The 2,583-nt window shown below is 59.3% G+C and carries 4 protein-coding genes; 3 read left to right on the plus strand and 1 reads right to left on the minus strand.

Annotation, left to right across the window (positions count from 1 at the left end):
- The 3 genes from O6929_12825 to O6929_12835 all read left to right on the plus strand — a co-directional run.
- On the plus strand, positions 1-532 hold a 532-nt coding region (locus tag O6929_12825), incomplete at its 5' end, for a methyltransferase domain-containing protein (GenBank protein MCZ6481263.1).
- Positions 519-1,445 (plus strand): methyltransferase domain-containing protein, encoded by a 927-nt coding sequence (locus tag O6929_12830; GenBank protein MCZ6481264.1) that lies wholly within the window; start codon positions 519-521, stop codon positions 1,443-1,445. The genes O6929_12825 and O6929_12830, both read left to right, overlap by 14 nt.
- Positions 1,446-1,462: 17 nt before the next feature.
- Positions 1,463-2,134 (plus strand): class I SAM-dependent methyltransferase, encoded by a 672-nt coding sequence (locus O6929_12835; protein MCZ6481265.1) that lies wholly within the window; start codon positions 1,463-1,465, stop codon positions 2,132-2,134.
- Between the two features lie 53 nt (positions 2,135-2,187).
- Here the strand turns inward: O6929_12835 and O6929_12840 are convergent.
- Positions 2,188-2,583, minus strand: a 396-nt coding sequence (locus tag O6929_12840) for a UDP-N-acetyl-D-glucosamine dehydrogenase (protein ID MCZ6481266.1), incomplete at its 5' end; no start/stop codon positions are given.

A 2,583-nucleotide genomic window follows, 5' to 3' on the forward strand; every position in this document is an offset into this window, starting at 1 on the left:
GGTCAACGCTCTGCTGGGCGATATCAGAGATATTGGCTTTCCAGACGGCTCCTTCGACCTTGTGACCCTCTGGAATGTCTTGGATCACACCCCGGACCCCCTTAAACTTCTCCTAGAGGTCCATCGTGTTCTGAAGGAAGACGGGCGCGTCTTCATTCGGACCCCAAACGCCGTGTGGCAGTATCTGAGCTTCCGGTTGGCCAACTTTCTTAGGCGATTTGGGGGGGGTAAGGTGTTCGACGAGCGCCCGTTTGCTACCTTCATCTTCCACCTTACCAACTTTTCTCGTCCCACGCTCCGGCTCCTCTTCGATCATTCGGGATTCTTTCCTATAAGCATCAGGAACAGTCCGCCAGTTCCAGGTGATCCCTACTTCGGACTTGGACCGACAGGGGAACGACTGGTCGCCCTGGGCAAGCGCGGCGTTCACGGAATGGCCCAGGCCTTGGCCCTCCTCTCCGGGGGCCGCTGGCTCATTGGGCCATCCCTTGAGGCCTGGGGACGACGGGGGGAAATTCATGAAACCACTTAAGTCCCTCACATTGCTCCTGCCGGAGAAGGCTGCACGTCACAATCTTGCTGGGGCCACCGGTATGAGAATCAGCCGTCGCCGCCTCAAGCAGCTAATGCGCGACTACCAACCGCTCCTCTTTGAAAGCTTTTCGCCCACTGATCGTCGCTATAGTGTGCAGATGCACCATGTCCTGAAGAACTACGATCGGTTCTGGGTAGCCCTACGGACCGCCGCGCGCTATGTTCCGCTCGGCCCGTTGACAGTGGCCGACCTTGGGACCTATCCCGGAAGCCTCCTCAGGCTCCTCCGCCGCCTGGTCCCATCCGAGGCGTGCCGGCTGGTCGGTGTCGGCTTGATGATCTCTGACGAGTTCCGCCAAACCATGGCGGAGGATTGCGGAGCGGACATCCTCACCGTCAATCTGGACCCCAAGAATGACCAGCTCAAGGGCAAGGGCTACCCCACCCGGATCCCCTTGGACGATGGGACCGTCGAGTTCGCCTTTGCCCTCGAGGTGATCGAACACATGGTCTCACCCTCCCATCTCCTCGCCGAGGCGTTTCGCATTCTGGCCCCGGGCGGATACCTACTGGCGACCACACCGAACGTGACCCGAATTGGTAATGTCTTCAAGTTGCTCGTCGGCCACTCAAACTTTGATCGGCTAATCCCCCTGGACTACGAGCACCCAGAAGATGAGTGGCGGCCTCATTTCCGTGAATACACCCTGGCTGAGGTGTGCGAGTCCTTCCAGCGCGCTGGCTTTCAGGTGGTTGAGGCCAGGCATTTTTTGGGCGAGGACACCCGCTATAACATGAAGACGATCTCTCAACAGCTCATCAACCTAGCGAAGTGCCCGTTTTACGTAGTCCCTCACTTACGGGGATGCCTCCTGGCAGTTGGACGAAAACCGGTCAAAGGGAACAGATGAATGGGGGGACTCTGCTAATGCCGCTCGACCCAGAGGCACGCCACGACCGGGACTGGCTCGAGACAAAAGCGAGCGATGCTTTCTTCGAGGAGACTCTGCGCTATCCAGACATTGCCCAGGTAATCGTTCAGCTTCAGCCTCGAAGGCTTCTGGACGTGGGGTGTGGCTCAGGCTACCTGGCGAAGCTCCTCAAGGCGCGTGTGCCTGGGCTTGTCGTTCATGGGGTGGACATTTCGAGCGTTGCGATCGAGCGGGCTCGCGATCACACGGATCAGGTGTGGCAGGTGGATCTCGACAAAACCGACCTTCCTGTCCCTTCGAAACAATACGATACTGTGACATGCATCGAGGTGCTCGAGCACCTCTACGACCCCGACCACGCCATGCGGGAGATCGCTCGCGTCCTTGCCCCGGGCGGCCATACGGTGGTTACCGTTCCCAACCTGGCGTACTGGCGCTATCGCCTGGACCTCTTCCGGGGACGCGTGCCTCAACCCGCAGTGGACCCACGCCACCTTCACCAGTTCGACCAACGACTCTTGGACGAGACCCTCGCCCGGTCGGATCTCAAACTTGCTGCAATGACGGGCCATGGTCTCCGCCTCCCCTGGCTTGCCCGTCGCTGCCCCGGCCTCTTCAGCGATATTCTCATTGCGACAGCAGTAAAGGGGTCTCTGCAGGCCCCTTGAGGGGGGTCGTTTCCGGCTCGGTCAGCCAGCCCTCTGTGTCTTGACCGGGAGGGTTAGAGCTTGATGATTCGAGCTCCGGAGAGTTGGACGGAGCGGGTGGCGTTGCGGGTATCGAGGATGAGGCGAGCGTTCTGTACGATCCACTGCCAATCGTACGCGCTGTGGTCGGCGACGATGATCGTGCAGTCTGCCTCCCGCAGAACGGAGACAGTCAACTCAACAGAGCTGAGGAGTTCGCCATCCAGATCCAGGCAGGCGATATGTGGATCATGATAGCACAGCCGTGGCCCCTTGACCCTCAAAAGCCTCATGATATCCAGGGCGGGCGATTCGCGGCAGTCAGCAACATCCCTCTTATACGTGACACCGAGGATCAGGATTGTGCTCCCCTTGACCGCTTTTTCCTCTGCATTGAGGGCATCGGTGACCTTTGTGGTCACATACGAGGG

The sequence above is a fragment of the Candidatus Methylomirabilota bacterium genome (assembly GCA_027293415.1).
In the GTDB taxonomy this organism is placed as follows: Bacteria; Methylomirabilota; Methylomirabilia; order Methylomirabilales; family CSP1-5; genus CSP1-5.

Coding starts and splice junctions, on each gene's coding strand:
- O6929_12835 (MCZ6481265.1), top strand. CDS start 1,463: ATGCCGCTCGACCCAGAGGCACGCCACGACCGGGACTGGCTCGAGACA.
- O6929_12830 (MCZ6481264.1), top strand. CDS start 519: ATGAAACCACTTAAGTCCCTCACATTGCTCCTGCCGGAGAAGGCTGCA.